Consider the following 20,483-nt stretch of genomic DNA (forward strand, 5'->3'; position numbering starts at 1 on the left):
TTTGATAATTAGAATTGCTTCATTCTGACTAATAAAGCATCCCTTGCATGTTCTCGGTCATCAAAATGGATTTTTTCCGTACCGAGAATTTGATAATCTTCGTGTCCCTTTCCTGCAAGTAATACCCCATCACCGGGTTGCGCCTGTAAAATTGCCGTTCTAATGGCAGTCGCGCGATCGCAAATTACGGTAGGATTCACCCCATCAGGTATTCCTGCTAATACGTCGTCTAATATCTGTTGCGGGTCTTCGGTACGGGGATTATCAGAAGTGACAACGGCTACATCTGCTAATTCCGCCGCAATTTTACCCATTTTTGGACGTTTGGTACGGTCTCTGTCTCCACCACAACCAAATACACAAATCATTTTCCCGGAAATAAAGGGACGGGAGGCTTTCAGCAGGTTTTCTAAACTGTCGGGAGTATGGGCATAATCCACAATCACGCTAATATCTTGATGGGAATCCACCTGCACCCGTTCCATCCGTCCTGGAACTCCGGGAAAATTAGGAATGGCTTGGGCTATGACCTCTAAATCCACACAGAGGTGTAATGCTGCACCAACGGCTGACAGTAAATTTTCGAGGTTAAATTGTCCGACAAGGGGTGAATTGAATCCAAAACTGCCCTTGGGAGTATGTAAAGTACCACTGACCCCAGTTGCCGAGTAACTTAAATCACTCATCCAGAGATTAGCACTTTCATCATTAACGCTATAACTCCAGGCTTTATCTGTACCTAAAGCTGTGAGTAAACGTTGACCGTAGCTATCCCCAGCATTAATAATTGCTCGACCCTGGAGGTAATCAGGACTAAATAACAAGGATTTAGCTGCAAAATAATCTTCCATATCCCTGTGGTAATCCAAATGGTCTTGGGTCAGGTTACTAAAAACAGCCACTTCAAATCGACAACCTAACACCCTTCCTTGAGCTAGAGCATGGGAACTCACCTCCATTACCCCATACTCATTCCCTGCTTCCTTGGCTAAAGCGAGTTGCTGCTGTAATTCCACCGCAAAAGGTGTCGTATGGGTCGCTTCCTTACTATACCCTTTCCACCGGGTATACAAAGTCCCCATCAAAGCCGTATTTAAATTGGCTGCATTCAAAAAATGTTCAATCAAGTGGGTTGTCGTAGTTTTACCATTAGTACCCGTCACCCCCACCAATTTTAGTTTGTGACCAGGATAGCCATAAAATTTACTCGCTAACTCAGCACAAACCCTAGTCATATCCTCAGCTACAATCACACACCCATCACCATTTGGTGGCATTTTTTCGGCTGCACCTGGGGAAATTACTGCCGCTATCGCCCCCGCATTGATGGCACTTGGCCAAAATTCTCCGCCATCAACACGAGTTCCCGGCATTCCAATAAATACATCCCCTGTTCGCGTCGCATGGGAATTCGTTGTCAAACCTGTTACTTCCCCATCCAGACCCGGATGGTCAGTTAGTTGCTCAATCCCGTTAATACCAACAAGCAATTCCCGCAATTTCATGCTGAAAACCTCGTCACACACATTTCTTGCATTACTTGCGCCTATTCTGCCCTATTTTTTTTTATATACAAATACCTAGAGATACCTTTGCAGAATTTTGTCCAGTTGAGATACGGATGTACGAGGAGATGGGCGGGGTATCATTTGCATCTGTTGAGGATTGTCTGGATTGACGATAAATAATACAGGTATCTCGTATTGATACATTTGAAACCAATCATCTTGAGTGGTAATATCACGTATTTCTAAGTCAATTTTGATAGTTTGAATTTGCGTGAGTTTTTCCTGTAATCCTTCACACAAATGGCATCCAGGTTTACTGTAGAGAATTAGGTGCATTTTTGGGGTTGTAAATGAGGGAGTGAGGAGTTGGTAATGGGGAATGGGGAATAGCCATTATCAAAGCTGGGTAATGTGCTGTCACCCTTTGACAGCATAATTCAAGAATACAGGATAAAGTCGTGAAAGCGGTTTTGAACAGACCTTTTAAAATTTAAATGATGTACCAATACGGTTTGGATCAGAAAATTCGTAAACCCAAAATAATCGTAGAGACGCGATATATCGCGTCTCTCCAGAAATCACCTACCCCAACCCCTGATAATACCGATTCCAAAAACAGTTCGACTAGCAACACATCTAATAGAGACGTAATATATTACGTCTCTACCAACAAAATTCATCTGTCGCATTCTTTTTTCCTATTCCCTAATTAGGATTAAACAAACTGTCCATAATTGCCTGAGATTGATTTGGACTGAGATTGACAGCACAGAGTAGACAGTCATGAATAATTTTACAAACTTGCCAATATTGCTGGATTGACTCGGATTCCTGGGGGGTAATTTGCCAATTGTAACCGATTTGGCGATGTTGGATTAACTGCGATCGCAGTTCGTTTGTCCAGGTAATTCCGTGGGTTTGCCACCAGGTTTTGAGTTCAGACCGTTCGGCTTTGTTGTCGGGTAGTTGAGCAAGTAGCCGTTGGATGATTTGGTGGAGTTCGGGGTCAATTTGGGCTAATCCATCCAATTCTAATGCCATCCGCAGGGCAATAATCCTTTGGGAAAAGATTTCGGGGATAATAGTTTGACTTAGGGCTACAGCATGGCGTAGGGCCATATCTAAGCCGATTTCTAGACCTAAATCAACGGCAAATTTGGGTTCGATGGCTAAAGCTAGGGATTGATCTCCGGCTAGGGGATGGAAGGATGGTAAACTTAAGGTGTAGTAAAATGCCCTGATTGCCGTGGGATTTTCGCCTTGGCGCAGGGATTGGGCTTTGTTGTGAATCCATTGCAAATATTTACCTAGCTGGGGTGAGGAGTTACGCACGGTATACATTTGCTGCTGCATTAACTCAAATAGATAATGCACTTGGGGTGACATGCCAGCAGTTAGCAATAAAACTTCACGCCATCGAGGTTCCCATAGATGGTTAACTAGGTTATTTAGGGCTTGTCGATCGGAATTGAGGGCAATTTCCCAGGCGGTGAAGTATTCTTGAAAGGTGAGGTGGGAAAAGGAATATATCCCCCGTCCCTGTTCCAGCAATAATCCATGTTGGGATTCAATGGCTTTAATAATCCCTTGACAGTTAATTTCTAAGGCATTGGCATCAATGGGAGTTCCCTGAATTTCTTGGATCACATCCCCGATTGCTTGTTTGATTTGGCTTTCCCAAAAGAAATAATCCCCGTTGTTAAAGGTGACAGCTGCAATCCGACTGAGAATCCTAATTTTATCTTGCAGGGATAAATTTTGATAGGTTTGGTCTCTGGTGATACCCCGTGTTTCATCCCATCGTACCAGTAATAAGTCTAAACCTTGTTTATACAGTTGGGCGCGAGCATTGGGAAAATCACCTAATGAACTAAACACCAAACACATTAAATTTAACAGAATTGGGGTGGTGGCTAGTTCACGAATGGCATAATTTTCTGGTAATTCCAGTTTCTGGATAAATTGTTCTGCTTTTTCACTGGCATTCTGAGGTGAGAGTTTACCAACCGAGTAAAACCATCTTTGGACAAAATTAAAAATTTGCGCTGGGGTTAAATCGGCAATTTGGACGGCTGTAAAATTCTGGAATTGGTAAAGTTGAGCTGCAACTCGACAGGAAACAATCACCTGGGTTTTATAGTAGCGATCGCAAAATGTACAAATTTCCCGTACGACCCAGTTGTTAGCATTTTTACCGACTTCATCTAATCCATCCAGTAAAATTACTGCTCGTCCCCAGATGAAAAAATTGTGCCAATTCTCAGCAGATAAACCGGATTCGCTAAACTCCCGTTCAATAAATTCCAATAAACTAGTTGGGGTAATTGCTTCGGCAAACCGCTTCAAACTAATAAAAATTGGTACACAATCAGCTTTAAAACTTCCCTGATTGCATTTGATGGCGATCGTTTGTAAAAATGTGGTTTTCCCCGCACCGGGTTTGCCTAACACCATTAACCGAGGATGATTTTCCACCACCTCAATCCCATTCATGGGTAAACTGCGATCGCTGGCTAAAAGATGAGCATGGTTCGCGGTGGAGGGGGAATTATCCACCTGTACTTTCAGCCTTTCCCAACCTTGATGGTCATCTGTTTGAATAGTGGCTAAATTCAACCAGCGATGGCTGGAAACCTCTTCCACTATTCTTACATCCACGTATAACTCATCCAAACTCAACGGACGAGCAACATCCAACAACCGTAACCACCCACATTGATGTTGGATTTTTTCTGTCAAAATCGACCGGACATGTTGTACTTGTGCATCCAGGATTTGGGTTGGATTTGCGGATATACCCATTGATTCTGTTCCGGAAATTGGTGGTAGGGGAATCACCGTACCACTACTAGAACCGTCGTCCTGCACTGATACATCACTGTCATCGTGGAGACGAATTTCCTCTGGTTCTAGCTCCAAAACAAAACAAATCTCATGAAAAACCTGCCGATCCACCGGTTTCCCAGAAAAAAACTTCCAAATCGGTTGACGGGTTTCTAACCCAACTTCTGCTGCTAAATATTCCTGCGTCCAACCTTTACGTTTAAAGGCTTGACGCGCTTTTCTAATCCCCTCTACAGATGCTTGCAGCGATCGCTTGGCCATACTCAATACACAATTTTGTGACGTAAAATACTTATTTTCTGCCGAGATATACCGACGAAATTCTTGGCAAATGTATAGATTTTTTTGATTATTGGGGAAAAATTTCTGATGTTTTTCGACCTCATTCAATCACTTATATAATATCCTTTTCCAGAGATTTTCCGCGTAAATACTGAATTTGCTATTCTTCACACACATCCCAAACAAAGTATACAGAAAACAGCTGTATGGGAAAACACGAACGCAATCTTAATCGAATCAAAATATGAACAGTACATCAAGCAAAGGGACGTAGCCAGTCAGCTACGGATATTGTGAATGTCTGCCACATGTCTCTAGCGCTTACTTTTTTTGATTTTTTTTTCAAAAGACCTACCACTTTTTCCAAAGCTATGTTATATTTAGGGAAATCCAAAATGTTAAAATCCAAAATCCAGTAGAGGCGTTACTTGTAGCGCCTCTATTCATTTGTGTACCAAAAAACTGGATCTAGAGCAAGGTCTTTGTCGGACGGTTTTATGTATGTTAGATTAATAGAATAATTAGGGTATTAAATGTTAGGTTAGGTAATGTCCGGTAGGCATCAGCCTGTAATTCCAACTGAAACCAATAATCTTTACCTCCCACTGGGCGATCGCTAACTAAATTAGCCTTTGGCTTCATCAAAAAAACCAAAGGCTAACTGCTAACTTAAGAGATATTTGTTTGCCAGCAAACACTCACTGACAAAAACTATGGTTAAAATTAGCTAAACCAACACATCAACACCGTAAACAAGACAAAATTGGAAAATAATGTGAAATAACTGGGATTAACTGAAAAATCAAGTTAGTATATATGACTCTAGTGCAGGGCTTTGGCGAATAAACGCGGACGAGTCTCTAGCTGCTTACACAGACGTAGCTCAGTCCCCGTCTTATTCCATTCTACCTGGTCGAAAATATGGTGAAGAATACACAAGCCACGGCCATGTTCTGACTCTTCCGGTGGTAGCAGTTGATCAGATGACTCGCGATCGCATTCAATATCGGGACTAAAACCATTACCTTGGTCGGAAATAATCCACCAATATTGATTGTCAACCAAAGAAAATCTCACAACTACCTTTTTACCGGGGTCGAGGTTATTACCGTGCTTGGCTGCATTTACGAGCGCTTCTTGCAACCCTAAACGCAGTTCAGCCTGTAATTTCTTCGGAATATCGGTTAGTAGTAAATCGAGAATCGGACAAAGATACAGTGTAGAGGCGAAACTTATAGTGCCCCAATTGCGTCCAACAGGACGAAACGAAATAGTAATCACTTCAGAAAACCCCATAGCTTTCAGAGTTAGCGAGACATCAGTTTGCTGTCACAGGCACCCTGATTCAGGTTGAGGTGGTCATATTGCCTTCAAACTTTACGTCTTTACAACTAAGTTTTGAAAATGCTAGGGCACATCTAGAGCAAAGGATGAAATGAAATTGTGGGGTTGAAAAAAGTAGAGTTTGATGTTAATAGGCAGCAAGTATTTTACTTAGCCGAGAAAAAATCCCAAGAGGTTGGAAATCATCGAAATCTAACTTGTTTTCAATGGGGACAATCCAATTCATCAACTGTTTAGATGATGCAACTTGAATTTCTTTAACCAAAATCAATTATATTTTTAGCTTAATTCAAGTTTAGCATTTTTACTATGCACTACGCTACAAATCGGAAATTCGAGTTTTTGTGAAGGAATGTTTTCCTCCTGACAAATGTGATAACACAAGAAATGCCGCAACTTCCACATGTCCGGTTTGGGGGAAGAAATCTGCTGGCTGAACTCGCGTTAACCTATATATTCCATCTTGACAGAGTAATTTTAAATCGCGTGCCAAGGTGGCAACTTTACAACTGACATAGACAATTTGTTGCGGTTTATAATCTAATAGGGCATCAATGACGGCGCGATCGCATCCTTTACGGGGTGGGTCAAGTACAACAATATCTGGTCGGATTGATAATTCTGTTAATAACCTTTCCACCGTCCCAACATGAAAAGTGACGTTTTCAATGTTATTGCATTGGGCATTTAATTGCGCTTGCATCACTGCTTGTGGCTGTACTTCTATCCCAATCGCCTCCTTGACAAATTTCGCCAGTGGCAAAGTCATCGTCCCAATGCCACAATAGGCATCAAGTAGTGTTTCCTCTCCTTGTAGACTTAATTGCGCTTGAATTTGTTGCACGAGTGCCTCAGCCGTTTCTGTATAAACCTGAAAAAATGTCTCTGCACGAACTTGAAATTCTAATCCGGCAAATCTTTCCCTTAAGAAAGGTTGACCCGCAAGTAAACGGGTCTCATCCCCAAAGATAGTATTTGTACGTTCGCTATTCCGGTTTAACATCACTCCTACTAATGGGGGATAGCGGTCTAACCACTCTTGTGCTATGCACCCAACATCTGGTATATTCCACTCTTTTGTTACGAGAGTGACCAATATTTCTCCTGTGCGGCGACCTATACGTAAACATAAATGGCGAATCAGTCCAGAATGGGTCTTTTCATCGTAAGTTGGCCAACCCAAGTTTTGTATATCTTGCTTCATCTCCCGCAATAGAGGGTTTAAGCGTTGATCTTGAACTGGACATTGATTGAGATTGACAATTTGATGGCTACCTTTTTGGTAGTAACCAGCAATTAACTTTCCGGTGGCAGAACGTCCCACAGGATAGGTAACTTTGTTGCGATAATTAAACCCATCCTCACCAGCTAGTACCGGATCGACGGGTGGAGAAACAAAACCACCAATCCGCTCCAGAGCTTGGATGACTTGATTCCGTTTGGCAGCCAATTGGAATTGATAATCTACATGTTGCCACTGACAGCCACCACATTTATCGGCGACAATACAGAGGGGGCGAATGCGGTGAGGAGAAGATTGTAACAATTCTTTAATTTTAGCCCGGGCAAAACTCGGTTTGACAAAAACCAATCGAGCGAAAATGCGATCGCCTGGAACCGTGTCGGGGACAAATACAACCCGATGATTACCATTTTCATCCTGCCATTTACCGACACCATCACCGGTATCAGTGAGGTCAGTAATTTCCAGTTCGATTAATTCGCCTTGTTGCCACTTTGCCATTGTCTTTGGAGAAAGTTAGGAGTATTCTGGGGTGTGTGATTTTGCTATGCCACTCAAACACAACTTGCGACAAAGGCATAGAAACGGATATTTTTGTCTTCTGAGTTGATATTACCCGAAAATGAGGCATAAGTTTTTTTGCTGTGATTGAGAGTTGCTAAGAAACTTGAAAATTTTTGTACAAAGTGATTGATTGAAGCCCCAGAAAGCAGAAATAATTAAGAGTAAAATTATTCCCTATTTCCTGTTCTCCATTCCCAAAAACTAATTAGCATTATTGTACTTTTACCTATGTCTCGCCCACTTTTCTCCGTAAAAATATTACTTTACCTGCTGTTAAGTATTTATGGGATTGTAACTGTAATTCCCTTTTTATGGGCACTTTCAGCATCCTTTAAAACCTTAGCTGAAATTACCAGTGGTAGCCCTAATTTTATTCCCCAAAATTTTACCCTAGACAACTATCGGCAAATATTCTTAGAAGAGCCATTATTTTGGCGGTGGTTATTTAACAGTGTAGTGATTGCAGTTAGTACTACCATTTTAAATTTAATATTTAATTCAATGGCAGGATATGCCCTAGCCAGATTAAAATTTTCCGGTCGGCAGTTAATTTTTTTCTTAATTATTGCAATTCTCGCTGTTCCCGTCCAAGTCACCCTAATTCCAAATTTTCTAATTCTTAAAACCTTGGGTTGGCTCAATTCCTATCAAGGAATGATAATTCCTTTTATGGTAAATGCCACATTTATTTTTATGATGCGGCAATTCTTTATTAACTTTCCTCGTGAACTAGAAGAAGCTGCGGCTTTAGACGGATTAAATCCATTACAGATATTTCGTCATATTGTTTTACCTCTAGCAAAACCAGCCCTTGCAGCTCAAGCCATTTTTATTTTTATGAGTAGTTGGAATAACTTTTTATTACCAATAGTAATTTTATTTGACCCAGAAATGTTTACCTTACCCCTGGGATTAAATAGCTTTAAAGGGCAATATATAAGTTACTGGAATTATATCATGGCAGCTTCAATGGTCTTTACCTTACCAGCTTTAGTTATCTATGCATTTTTCAACCGTTATTTTATTGAAGGTGTCACTTTCACTGGTGGGAAAGGATGAGGGGATTTTTGATTTTGGATTTTAGATTTTGGATTACTTTAACGTGAATACTCCTAGGTCGTAGCGAGCTACGACGGATTATAAACGCTACAAACCCTGTGAATCAATGATTTTGAAAGTTAAGCTTCAAAGTAACCTCATCCATTAGTTGAGAACAAACTCAATAACTGACTGATTCCAGGTTTAATGATTTTATTCTCAACATCCTAGGAGGTTTTTAGAAACTTCTATTTTCTATAAATGATACTGGTACTAGACAAGAATTTCAGGCTTTATAACTCATCAAAATCACGTTACTTTGTACAAATTACGTACGCGAAGCGTTGCCATAGTCCATTACGAATTACAAATTACGAATTATTTTCATAATACATAAACATGACTGGAAGGTGAATGATATTTTTTGTAATGTGACTTAACCTATATTTTGCTTGTAAAGAACTTGGTAAGTGGTGATAATCTACTTCAACAAAACCACGATGAGTATAAAAATCAGCCAGCTTTTGTCCTAAACATTCTAAATAAACAGGTTTTGTCGCAATTTCTAATAATTTCTGAATGAGTAACGTTGCCAAACCCTGTTGACGATACTTTTTGACAACGACTAAACTTCCTAATTCTTGTGCATCCGGAAATTCGCGTAACTGTCCACAGCCAATAATCCTTCCATCGAATTCGATGACTAAAAACTGCTGCGATCGCAATTGGGTCATATCTAGTTTTGCTGACAATACCAGTTTGCGGATTGTCCAAATTTCGGAAGCAGTTGCTGGACGAATTAAGACCATTTTAGATTTTGGATTTTGAATCGAAGGAGACGGGAGTAGAGACGACCCGACGGGTCGTCCCTACTCCCTACTACCTATTCCCTAAAATTTTGCGAAACATGGAATAAATCCCATTAATAATTTACCGACTAGTAACTTGAGTTTGATTCACATGACCGTAGAAAATTTGGGAAACTTGACGGACTAATTCCACACCCCGGTCATCCCAACGGGGTCTACGGACAAATATACCCGCTAAATAGCGTCTTCCGGAAGGGGTTTGGATAATTCCCGTGTCACCCACCAAAGCTGCTAAGGTTCCAGTTTTATGAGCAATCCTTGCACCGCTACCTAAACCAGATGGTAAATAACTTCGGTTACGGACACGATACATGATATCCAAAACCCGTGAACGACTGGAAGCTGTTAGTAACTGATTATTTGCAATTAATGCACCCAATCGGACTAAATCCTTCGCACTGCTGGTATTAGTTCCACCAAAATCTCCTAACATATTGCGCATCACAGTATTTTGTAACCCCCAACTGCGAAAGCGTTGATTCAGTCGGTTTAACCCACCTAGTCGATCAATAATCATGTTCGTCGCGGTGTTATCGCTGACGGTCATCATCTGGGTTGCGGTTTCTAGCAAACTAAACCTTGTTCCTACTGGTCGATATTGCATATTTCCCGAACCACCGGTGATCAAGTCACGACACATAGTCAGAGTTTCATTCAGTTTCACCCGTCCTGCATCAATTTCTTGAAATAAAGCCACTAAAATGGGGAATTTGATTGTACTTGCAGCTGGGAAGATTTTTTCCCCGTTGTGGTCGATATAGTTACCTGTTTCCATATCTAGGAAAAAGAACCCAGCATCAAGATGTTGATAACGGGATGAATTGAGTAGAGACCTGACCCGTGAACTGAGGGAAGTAATTTCACTACCAAGGGAAACAACTCCAGCAAAGGGTGAAATGCTTCCCACTGGAACTGGAATTTGTTCATCTGGGTTGGTGGGAATTGTGTTATTACCAGGTTGAATGGAGTTAAAATTCACAATCCAGTGAGATGCGGAATCACCACGAATTGATAATCTATCAGCAGCAAGGGTGTAACCTGGTGCAAGTTCTACGACAAATCGAGTTGTTTGTGGGTTGGGTTGACCAACACGAATTTCTTTTATTTGAGGTGACGTAATAGAACGACGAACGGTTTGTCTATTTAAATTTGTTCCCGGTAAATCAACAACTAAACGGGTTGGATTTGCAATTAAAAATGCACGGGGTTGGGTTTTAGAAGTGGTGGTAATATGTATTTGGTTTTTTGCAGCATCAAAATTCCATGATTCTAACTGTGCAGCATGAACAGGATTGGTAAGTAAGGTAATACCAACAACGCTAGGTATGACGACTGGACTTAATCTCATGTGTGTGATTTATTCGCGACAGTTGAATTGAACAAGAAAGAATACAGAATGCAGGAGTCAGAATTTATTAACTCTTAGTTTGCATCTTTAGATTCAGATATTCCTGTGCTTTGTACTCAGGACAAGTGATGTATACATGGAGTATTCTGTCCTTAACAGGGTTTTGTATCCTGACCTCCTTCTTGCTTGCAGCAATTTTCCGCATATTTGCGGTGTGATCCGGACAAAATTCATTTTATGCTGAGTCCGTGTCAACTCATCTGGTCAAGACAAATAGTAGACAGAATTGTTCCTGAATATAAGGTAAAGTTGAGAATGGATACACAGCTTGATGGAAAGTAGGATAGGGAATTTTGTTTTCAGGGAGAGTTTAGTTGATAGCTTCTTACCGAAGAGAAAATAACTCAGAAACAACTAATATTGTTGGATAAACTCACTTGATGCGGAGGAAGTAGGAAGTGGGGATTAGGGAGTAGAAATAAAATATTTTCTTGTTTGCTTACGTCAAAACAATATGTAAACGCGTAGCGACTTGTTGTCGGCTGGAACTGACTTAAAACTGGAGATTTTTAGTAGTATTTCACTACACAGATTTTGCCTGGTAAATGATACTTGTAACTTGCTGACATTACTCGGTATTTTTCGTTGATTTAACAGTCGGAAAATATCCTTGATTTTAATTAAAATTACTGAAAATTATGATGACTACAATTATCAAATTTTGCCAGAAAATTATTCCGAATTTTTCCTATTTTCAGATTATTCATCGACAGAAAAAGCAGAATCAAACTGATTTAAATAATCAGGAAGAAAATCAATTTGAGGATTTTGATGAACGGGAAAGAAATTGGAAATGACAGCAATTTGAATTCGGACGACCCAACAATTTTGATCATTTGAGAGACAATCCGACAATTGGGATTATTGGTAGAGACGACCCGACGGGTCATCTCTACGGGGGATTTCATTCATCGAGGAATAAATAACGTCGCAACCAAACCTGGTAAAATGATATATGCCAAAACTTCCCATCTCGCCCGATTATTATGACTGCTTCTGTGATAGGTTCGTCTTCCCTTGTGGATATTGCCCACAAAACTCGTTCTTCAGCCCAAAAGTTAGCTTTGCGCTCCACAGCTGCTCGCAATGAAGCCATAGAAGCGATCGCCCAAGCATTATCCTCAGCCCAAGCAGATATCTTAGCAGCAAATGCGGCCGATTGCGATCGCGCTGTTGAATCTGGTTTGGCAAAACCCCTTTATAAACGTTTACAACTAGACGAACATAAATTACGCGATGCGATCGCCGGGGTCAGAGATGTTGGCAAAATTCCTGACCCTCTGGGTGTGTGTCAGATTCACCGGAAGTTAGATAAGGGGTTGATTTTAAAACGGGTTACTTGTCCTTTGGGTGTGTTAGGGGTGATTTTTGAAGCTCGTCCGGAAGCTGCGATTCAAATTGCAGCTTTGGCAATTAAATCGGGGAACGGGGTAATACTAAAAGGGGGAAAGGAAGCAATTCAATCCTGTGAAGCAATTGTCACAGCCATCAAAACCGGATTAGCTACCACCACCATCGACCCGGATGTGGTGCAATTGTTAACTAGTCGGGAAGAAACTTTGGAATTATTAAAACTAGATCGATACGTGGATTTAATTATTCCCCGTGGTTCCAATGCCTTTGTCCGCTTTGTCCAAGAAAACACCCGCATCCCTGTACTGGGTCATGCCGATGGTATTTGTCATTTATACATCGATGAAACTGCGGATTTGGAAAAAGCCATTTCCATTACCCTCGATGCCAAAACCCAGTATCCAGCAGCTTGTAATGCTATCGAAACTCTTCTAATTCATCGCGCGATCGCTCCCACAGTTTTACCGAGTATCGCCACAGCTTTACAAAATGCCCAAGTAGAATTACGGGGAGACGAACAAACAAGGGCAATATTAACCAATTTTCCCAACATCGGTATTGCCACGGAAGAAGATTGGCAAACCGAATACAGTGATTTAATCCTAGCCATTAAAATCGTCGATACCACCGCAGACGCGATCGCCCATATCAACACCTACGGTTCCAAACACACCGAAGCCATTATTACCGAAGATATTGAAACCGCCAACCAATTCATGGGTTTAGTCAATGCTGCGGGAGTGTTTCATAACTGTTCCACCCGCTTTGCCGACGGTTATCGCTACGGCTTTGGAGCCGAAGTCGGTATTAGTACCCAACAAATGCCACCCCGTGGACCCGTTGGTTTAGAAGGATTAGTCACCTATAAATATCAAATGACTGGCGATGGTCACATTGTCGCCACTTATACCGGTGCTGATGCTAAACCCTTCATCCACAAAGATTTAGGATGAAAATAATTCACGACGGGCGATCGCATGTAAAACTTGCCCTATCTGCTAAAATAGGGAACCGTTATCGTCATCAAAATATACGTTAATTCCCTTAACGAAAAATTTAGAAATGGCGATCGCAGGAGAGATGTTAAGATTCAAGCGACATCTTCCCGTCAGCAAATAAATTCCTGTCGCATTTTCGCAAGAGGAATGGCAAAATAGAAAGTATAAATAATTGAGGAATACGAATGACCCAAGTGGTTTTAGGAGAAAACGAAGGAATCGAATCAGCACTACGTCGGTTTAAACGCCAAGTGTCCAAAGCTGGAATCTTAGCAGATGTCAAATATCACCGACATTTTGAAACCCCCCAAGAAAAACGCAAACGTAAAGCTGTTGCAGCACGACGCAAACGTCGGTTTAGATAGACTGAGCGTGTTGCTGTTGGTGACAATATTGTGAAAAATCCGTCATTATCTGTTTTTTGTCTCAACAGTATAGTATTTATAGTTCCACTTGTTTGTGTAGGTGAATCGTGTGATGGATTCACTTTTTGCTCAAAATTTATGGTTCGGTTGGGTTTAGGAAGTTCGCTTCCAACCCATCAACCATGAAATTTTCCATGTTTTTAGGGAATTGGGAACTGGGATATAGAGTAAGAATTCAAATCTAAAATCCTTCCATCCACCGACAAATATCCCCTTTACTTACCGATAAACCCTTATAAATCAGAGATTCCTGACTCATTGACTTAATCGCACTAATTAATTGATTGCGAAGATGGATATCTTGACAAATTACAGCGCAATCTCGGAAATAGGTGCGAATTGTGAACAAAGCAGCATGAACCTGTGGTAAACCCCAAATCACTTGTCGTTCAATGCGGAGATATAATTGGGGTTGATCAAGACAAAACCTGCGTCCAGACCAAAATTGCGCATCAAACCCTGGTGCTGGTTCTGGATGGTGATTCAAATAGGTATCGGTACTGATTCCCCACGCAAAGCGAACCATTGGTTGACCATAAATCATCCCTTTGACTAAACTATCTGCGCGTCGATTTATCGGTGCAATTTCTGCCACTGGTTGATGTATAGTGGTAAAATCTTGACCGATTTTTGCTGCTGCTGACCAATGATTGGGAAAACATAGATGAATAGCACTCACCCAGTTTTGACCAGTGTCTGGATGGCGACAAATAACCGTGACATCCTCTTGAATTTGACAGGCGATCGCATCCAATCCATAGGTATATTTGGGAATGGGGTTTGCTGGTGAAACGGTTTTTAAAAACCCTTGCTGATCAAAATTCAGAGTTTCCTGGGTGAGAAGACAATGGAGTGCAAAATCACCTGTGGGTAAATCTTCCCGGTGAAAATATTGAGGATATTCGCTTAATAAGCGAGAAACTATCAGTTTGATGACTTCCCTGTTAATATTATCAGCGTAATTACAGGTTTGAAAGTATTTGTAAAGGTTTTCCCGACGCGCAGTTAACTTGGTTTGATGGTAGAAATCAAAACTTGCATCAATTTGAAATAGATGTCGATCCCCATCCCCATTACCAAAATCATAACCGAATCTATACATCCCCGGCTTAACTTCGTAGCGTCCCTGGTGTAGGGGGAAATATCTGGGTGTATGGGGGATAGAATCAGCAGTTGGTGCAGATTGTCGGAGAAGAGCGTATGTTTTTGGATTAATCTCACAATGGGAATTGCAGGTTTGAGTGTTGATGCTAGGTATAGACGAGGTTTCCATAGGTAGATTCTGCGAAATCAGGAAATTGTCACCAATAGATCAAGGACTGCTAAATTCAAATATATGTGGAGGTGTTAAATATATCAAATGATTGTAGAGACGTAATATATTACGTCTCTACTAGTTTTGATGTTGAATCAGCAAAATTTCCACAGAATTTTTCGCCAATAAATTTACAAACATTTAGATTTTGATTTAGTTAGCGGGAATAATAAGCGGGAGCAGTATATCAGCATAGGGTTTGATCTATGAAAAATTGAGATGTTGTCAGTGCTGTCGCAAGCTGGAAGTCCCGAATCAAGGCATTTTGAATATCCTCTGGACAGATGGCACATCTATGCACATCTATATTCTTTTTCAACTATTAAATAATAGTCTGGTGTCAAGGTTAATCACTTGTATTCGTAAATAAGAGTTTTTGTTGGCTAGAGAAAATTTATATGCTGTTATCAAAATTGAGCTTGCGCTTACGGATTCTTGCGGCTTTTTTAACAATGGGAATCCTCATATTAATAGTTGGTTTAGTGGGTTTGAAAACTAATTATCAACTTAGTCAATATATTTTGACATTTAGTGAACAGCGTCTACCATTAATTGATAAATTGTGGGTGATTCAGGAAGCAAAAGCGAAAATGGAAGCCGCCGAAACTACTTTATTAGACTATAAATTAAATGCGGAGACTCGCAAGCTAGCTCTAGAAAAGATTGGGAAGGCTGAAGATGATGTTAAACAGGTTTTTGCAGAAATCAACAAAAGTGATTTCCGAACACAATCTCAGCAAAAACTATATGAACAACTGGTCAAAAGCTGGCATCGAAGACAAAATCAGCAGAGATATTTTCTAGATTTAGAAAGTGAATTTCATCATCTTGGTATTATTGACCCACGGGGAGAAAATAATCGCCTAGCAAATTCCAAACAAACAGATAACTCCTATCAAAAAAAAGTCAACATTGCTCTAGTTTATCATCAACATCTTACTAATCAAAAAAAAGAATTAGATCAAGAGTGTGAAATATTAGAGCAGGATTTGAATTCTTTATTTCATCAGGTACAAAGTTACAATCTGCAATTACAAAAGCAAGCAGTCGATAGTATTTATGATTCTTTCCATATTACGATAATATCCATGCTAATGGGCATTGGTTTATCTATATCTCTAGGTATATTTTTTAGTGGAAAAATCGCCAAGCCCATAGACAAAAAAATCCAAAAAATGCTGCGAGAACTAGAAATTTCCCGTGACACCTTAGAACTTCAGGTAAAACTCAGAACCGAGGAGTTAGAAGCGACTCTAGATGAGTTGAAAAACACTCAACAGCAATTAATTCAATCGGAAAAAATGTCGAGTTTAGGACAAATGGTTGGGGGAATTGCTCACGAAATCAATAATCCTGCTACTTTTATACATGGTAATTTAGCCCATGCCCACCAATACAGTCAAGACATTTTGAAATTGTTGAATTTATACCGCCATCATTATCCCCATACCCATCCGGAAATTGTGGCGGTTGCGGAAGAGTTAGATATTTATTTTGTAGCGGAGGATTTACCGAAAGTGTTTGATTCAATGCGGGAAGGAACTTTAAGAATAAAGAATATTGTCACATCACTGCGTAATTTTTCCCGTTTAGATGAAGCAGAAAAGAAAGAAGTTAATATTAATGAGGGTATAGAAAGTACTTTATTAATTTTGAGTCAAAAAATTAAATGTGGGATTAAAATTACGAAAAACTTTGGTGATATTCCTAAAATTCTGTGTTATCCGGCTCAACTAAATCAAGTATTTATGAGTATTATCAGTAATGCCATTGATGCCTTAGAGACAAACCCACAGCAGCAAAATAAACATATATTAATTAGTACTACCTCTACCGACCAGGACACCCTGGAAATTAAAATTAAAGATAATGGTATCGGGATTGAACCGGAGATAATAAAAAAAATATTCGATCCATTTTTTACCACCAAACCAGTAGGAAAAGGAACTGGTTTAGGATTATCCGTAAGTTATCAAATCATTCAAAAACACCAAGGTAAAATCGAGGTCAATTCCCACCCAGGAGAGGGAAGCGAATTTATTATTAGTTTACCCATTAAACAACCAATTAATCATTAGAACGTATCCGCATTGGTAATTGGGTACGTCTACCTCCTCCTCCGGAACCGAGAATTTCCGACAACGGAATAATTGTAATCAGATGGTCGCTGCTACCTGTAGCCAAATAGCGACCATTGGGACTAAAGGCGACTGTATTCACGTCATCATCATGTACCGTAAATGTACGGATTTCTGTCCCCGTATCCAAGCTCCATAGCTTCACCGTTTTATCCCGACTTCCACTTGCAACCATTCGACCATCGGGACTAAAGGCGATCGCATACACATGGTCGGTGTGTCCAGATAGGGACATAATTTCCTTACCACTATCGAGAAACCACAGTTTAATTGTGGTATCCCAACTACCGCTAGCAAAGCTTTTGCCATCGGGACTACAAGCTAAAGCACAGACATTATCGGTATGTTTCGCAATAGTCAGAAACTTGTGTTGTTCCAGATGCCAAATTTTGATACTTTGGTCATAACCACCAGCACCACTGGCGATAATTTCTCCCCTGGGACTAAAGGCGATCGCAATCACATCATCGGTATGACCGCGTAGGGTTTCCAGTTCCCTCCCCGTAGCCGTTGACCACAATTTCACCGTGCGATCGCGACTACAGCTAGCTAACATATCCCCTTCAGGATGGAAAGCCACACTATACACCTTACTATCGTGACCACGGATAGTGCGAATTAATTCGCCTGTAGATACATCCCACAATTTCACTAAACGGTCATCGCCACCGGTAACAACCATTGTACCATCCGGACTAAAGGCAATGGAATTAATACTGTCATTGGTAGATGTTTTCCCATCATCGCTAAATACCCGATGTTCATCCCGGTCTAAATACCAAATATGAATTTGATTACCCACCCCCACACTTGCTAATTTTCTCCCGTCCGGACTAAATCCCAGGGACAACACCCGATCATCATGACCCCGGAGAACCTTTGGGGAAGATATGGATACTGGATTTGGGGTAGGAGGAATAATTGCAGGTGGACTAGTGGGAGTTGGTACTGGGGGGATAATAACCGTTCCTTCAGGGACATCGTTAGTTGGGGGATTTCCAGGAAGAGGTTGACGACGGTTAGTCGTAGGGGAAGAAGAAGCAGCAAATAACTGTTCCACCTGTAATTTTAATTCTGCGATCGCCTGACGTAATTCTCCAATTTCCTGTCGGGTCATATCCCCCAATTTTTGGGTAGTTGCATCCACTTGGGAAATCCGGGAATTTAATGAATTCAGGGTTTGGACGGTTTGTTGTTGAGCTTTATTTAAACTGGAGACATCCTCACTTGCAACAGACCCTGATTTTGTCCGTGCATCAAATTGACGTACTAATGCATCCAATTGAGCCAAACGTTGATTAATCACATCAAAACTCTTTTGTTGCGCTTGACGCAATTCCTCAAAATTAACCTGGGTGGTTTGCATTTGTTGCTGTAAATCCGACAAAATACTGTTATCTCCATTGCGAGAATTGTGCTGGGAATTACTATTAATTAAACGTCCACGCACCAACTCATCCAATTGAAATAACTTTTGATTCAGCATATGTAAACTTTGCTGCTGGGTCGTTTGAAACTCCTCAAATTGTTGTTGCTGGGAGCGTACCACCTGAGCTAAATTATCTAATTGTCCTAACCTTTGAGCAATATTGGCCGGAATTTGAGAATTCGATTTATTTGTCGTCATAACTTGCTGGGAAAGCTTCTGATTGAGTGCTTCCATCCCCCGTTCTTGGTCATCACGCCAAGCTTGGATATCCCCTTGAATTTGAGCTAATTGCTGTTGTAAAACATCAACTTGAGATAATCGCTGGGAAAAGGAACTAATATTTTGTTGTTGAGCTTTACGCACATCATCCACCTGTTGTTTAAGGGCCACCACTTGCTGATTTAACCCATCCAACTGACTAAATCTTTGATTACTTCCAGATTGTTTTAATTGGTTTTGTAAGGCCGCAAATTGTTCCTGTATCGTCGCTAATTCTTGTTTAATTGCCGCCTCATTACTAGACCCAGGAAGTTGGGTTTGATGGGTTTGTAAAAACCGTTTAATCTCATCAATTTTCCGCTCCACCTCCACCAAATTCTGTTGTTGCACTTGTCGCACCTGGGCCAACTGTTGTGCTAAACTATCCACCTGGGCTAACCGTTGATTCAAAGTTTGATTACTAGCCTGGGTTTGTCCATCCGTCCCCCCAGAACTAAGACTCGCACTCAACTGTTGGGAACGCACATCCAACTGAGCCAACCGTTGATTAATGGCATTAAAAGTCTGCTGCTGCGTCAAACTTAACTGCTCAATTTGCCGAGCATACTCCTCCCCCCAATTATCCCCCCCGGAATTAATCCTTCTACCTAAATCCTCAATCTCCCGCTCATGGCGCAAATGTAGTCGCTTATACTGCTGCTGACTCAGCAAATTAAAACCAACAGTAAACATTAGAGGAATCACAGCATAGGATAAATCCCCGCTAATCAATGCCGCAACAGCCCCCCAACCGGAGAAACCCCAGGAAAGATATTCAATTAATTCGAGTATCTGGCGCTTTGTCATGGCATTATTTCAAACAATTTTAGATTTTAGATTTTGGATTAATTTGGCCATAGATCGCTTATTAGACAGGCATCTATGAATTCTTTGACTTCTCACAAGTCCCTAAAACTTGTAGGGAGTCGGGAGTAGGGTTTAGTCAGAGAATCAACTAAAAACTCAATACTTACCGCTTACTTGTGAGAAATTCAGGAATCGACTTCGTAGATCAACCTGGGGGGTTTGACTGGGGATTGGGGATTACTCCATTAGCCTTTACACACGCATCATGAATTGACACCACAAATAAACCTGTTTGCTCTGTACCATCAAGTGGAGACGACACGTCGGATCGTCTCTACTATGGATTTTGGATTCCCTGTATAATTAATCGCCGGAACCTACCCATCTTTAACAGTGATGAGCAAGCAATCAATCCATCATCGCATCAACACCCAATCATGTAGCGGTAGAACTGCCAAAAGTACCCTGGGAGAAAAATAATTTGGAAATGCGATCGCTAATTTGCCAATAACCCAGCAAATCAACAAAACCAAATCATAGCAAGCTCTGTCCATTGTCGGGTAAATTAAATCAAGATGGCACTACTAAAGTTATATCTATAACCAAATTCAAAAAAACATTAATAAAAACATTAGAAAAAAACTATGCAATCTGTAGCCA

General features: G+C 40.8%; 15 protein-coding genes. 5 read left to right on the plus strand and 10 right to left on the minus strand.

The genetic code is table 11. The features are described 5' to 3' along the window. Positions 1-8: 8 nt before the first annotated feature. The 6 genes from CDC37_RS11800 to rlmD all read right to left on the minus strand — a co-directional run bounded on the left by CDC37_RS11800 (position 9) and on the right by rlmD (position 7,722). Complete coding sequence (locus tag CDC37_RS11800; RefSeq protein ID WP_096622114.1) at positions 9-1,505, minus strand: UDP-N-acetylmuramoyl-L-alanyl-D-glutamate--2,6-diaminopimelate ligase; 1,497 nt, start codon at positions 1,503-1,505, stop codon at positions 9-11. Between the two features lie 75 nt (positions 1,506-1,580). Then, on the minus strand, positions 1,581-1,844 hold the full coding sequence (locus CDC37_RS11805) for a glutaredoxin family protein (protein WP_096622115.1): 264 nt from the start codon (positions 1,842-1,844) through the stop codon (positions 1,581-1,583). 369 nt (positions 1,845-2,213) lie between these two features. Beyond that, a complete protein-coding gene (locus CDC37_RS11810) occupies positions 2,214-4,742 on the minus strand; it encodes an NACHT domain-containing protein (RefSeq protein WP_231943408.1) in 2,529 nt (842 codons plus the stop codon). Positions 4,743-5,138: 396 nt separating this feature from the next. Next, positions 5,139-5,276, minus strand: coding sequence for a hypothetical protein (locus CDC37_RS24255; protein ID WP_157780726.1), 138 nt, complete (start codon positions 5,274-5,276; stop codon positions 5,139-5,141). 180 nt (positions 5,277-5,456) lie between these two features. After that, the gene (locus CDC37_RS11815) at positions 5,457-5,915 is read right to left on the minus strand and encodes an ATP-binding protein (protein WP_096626125.1); all 459 of its coding nucleotides are present in this window, start codon (positions 5,913-5,915) and stop codon (positions 5,457-5,459) included. A gap of 382 nt (positions 5,916-6,297) precedes the next feature. Further along, positions 6,298-7,722, minus strand: a complete 1,425-nt coding sequence (rlmD, locus tag CDC37_RS11820; RefSeq protein ID WP_096622119.1) for a 23S rRNA (uracil(1939)-C(5))-methyltransferase RlmD — start codon at positions 7,720-7,722, stop codon at positions 6,298-6,300. 291 nt (positions 7,723-8,013) lie between these two features. Between rlmD and CDC37_RS11825 the strand changes: the two genes are divergently transcribed. Further along, entirely contained in the window at positions 8,014-8,844 is an 831-nt protein-coding gene (locus CDC37_RS11825) for a carbohydrate ABC transporter permease (RefSeq protein ID WP_096622120.1), read from the plus strand. A gap of 350 nt (positions 8,845-9,194) precedes the next feature. Here CDC37_RS11825 and CDC37_RS11830 read toward each other — a convergent pair whose 3' ends face one another. Next, on the minus strand, positions 9,195-9,632 hold the full coding sequence (locus tag CDC37_RS11830) for a GNAT family N-acetyltransferase (protein WP_096622122.1): 438 nt from the start codon (positions 9,630-9,632) through the stop codon (positions 9,195-9,197). 121 nt (positions 9,633-9,753) lie between these two features. Then, on the minus strand, positions 9,754-11,040 hold the full coding sequence (locus CDC37_RS11835; protein ID WP_096622123.1) for a serine hydrolase: 1,287 nt from the start codon (positions 11,038-11,040) through the stop codon (positions 9,754-9,756). Between the two features lie 698 nt (positions 11,041-11,738). On the opposite strand from CDC37_RS11835, the gene CDC37_RS24260 reads away from it, so the two are divergent. From CDC37_RS24260 to rpsU, 3 genes are all read left to right on the plus strand, one after another. After that, entirely contained in the window at positions 11,739-11,897 is a 159-nt protein-coding gene (locus CDC37_RS24260; RefSeq protein WP_157780727.1) for a hypothetical protein, read from the plus strand. A 189-nt stretch (positions 11,898-12,086) separates the two neighbouring features. Next, positions 12,087-13,406, plus strand: a complete 1,320-nt coding sequence (locus tag CDC37_RS11840) for a glutamate-5-semialdehyde dehydrogenase (protein WP_096622125.1) — start codon at positions 12,087-12,089, stop codon at positions 13,404-13,406. Between the two features lie 230 nt (positions 13,407-13,636). Beyond that, positions 13,637-13,816 (plus strand): 30S ribosomal protein S21, encoded by a 180-nt coding sequence (gene rpsU, locus CDC37_RS11845; protein ID WP_096622127.1) that lies wholly within the window; start codon positions 13,637-13,639, stop codon positions 13,814-13,816. Between the two features lie 241 nt (positions 13,817-14,057). Here rpsU and CDC37_RS11850 read toward each other — a convergent pair whose 3' ends face one another. Further along, positions 14,058-15,149: a heme-dependent oxidative N-demethylase family protein gene (locus CDC37_RS11850; RefSeq protein WP_096622128.1), complete on the minus strand. Its 1,092-nt coding sequence runs from the start codon at positions 15,147-15,149 to the stop codon at positions 14,058-14,060. Positions 15,150-15,589: 440 nt separating this feature from the next. Here CDC37_RS11850 and CDC37_RS11855 point away from each other — a divergent pair, with 440 nt between their 5' ends. Beyond that, positions 15,590-17,269 carry a sensor histidine kinase gene (locus CDC37_RS11855; protein ID WP_096622130.1) on the plus strand — a complete coding sequence of 560 codons (1,680 nt, stop codon included), beginning with the start codon at positions 15,590-15,592 and terminating at the stop codon, positions 17,267-17,269. On the opposite strand, the gene CDC37_RS11860 is transcribed toward CDC37_RS11855, so the two are convergent. Further along, positions 17,259-19,823, minus strand: a complete 2,565-nt coding sequence (locus tag CDC37_RS11860; protein ID WP_096622131.1) for a WD40 repeat domain-containing protein — start codon at positions 19,821-19,823, stop codon at positions 17,259-17,261. The genes CDC37_RS11855 and CDC37_RS11860 overlap by 11 nt on opposite strands. Positions 19,824-20,483: the final 660 nt, after the last annotated feature.

It is taken from the genome of Calothrix sp. NIES-3974, from assembly GCF_002368395.1.
GTDB lineage: Bacteria > Cyanobacteriota > Cyanobacteriia > Cyanobacteriales > Nostocaceae > NIES-3974.